The following is a 338-nucleotide window of genomic DNA, read 5'->3' on the forward strand; positions in this document are numbered from 1 at the left end:
GGCCACATTCGTCTGCGAAGTGGTGGCTGAAATGGCCGTTGGCTGGGTAATGGTAAAGGTTTTGATGATCTGGCAATTGTTGGCATCAGTGATGGTACAGGTATAAGTTCCGGCAGACAATCCCGTTACCGTAGCAGCCGTTCCCCCTGAAGGTGACCATGAATAAGTATAGCCACCGGCACCTCCGGAAGCAGTTACCGAAGCAGAACCATTGCTTGCGCCGTTGCAGGCCACGTTCGTCTGCGAAGTGGTGGCTGTAATGGCCGTTGGCTGGGTAATGGTAAAGGTTTTGATGATCTGGCAATTGTTGGCATCAGTGATGGTACAGGTATAAGTTC

At 51.5% G+C, this 338-nt stretch carries 1 protein-coding gene; it reads right to left on the reverse strand.

Going from position 1 to position 338, the window contains the following annotated elements:
• A partial coding sequence (locus tag ACFE6N_RS23570; protein WP_378940386.1) for a SprB repeat-containing protein occupies positions 1 to 338 on the reverse strand: 338 nt, incomplete at both ends.

It is taken from the genome of Pedobacter sp. BG31, from assembly GCF_042464845.1.
Classification (GTDB): domain Bacteria; phylum Bacteroidota; class Bacteroidia; order Sphingobacteriales; family Sphingobacteriaceae; genus Pedobacter; species Pedobacter suwonensis.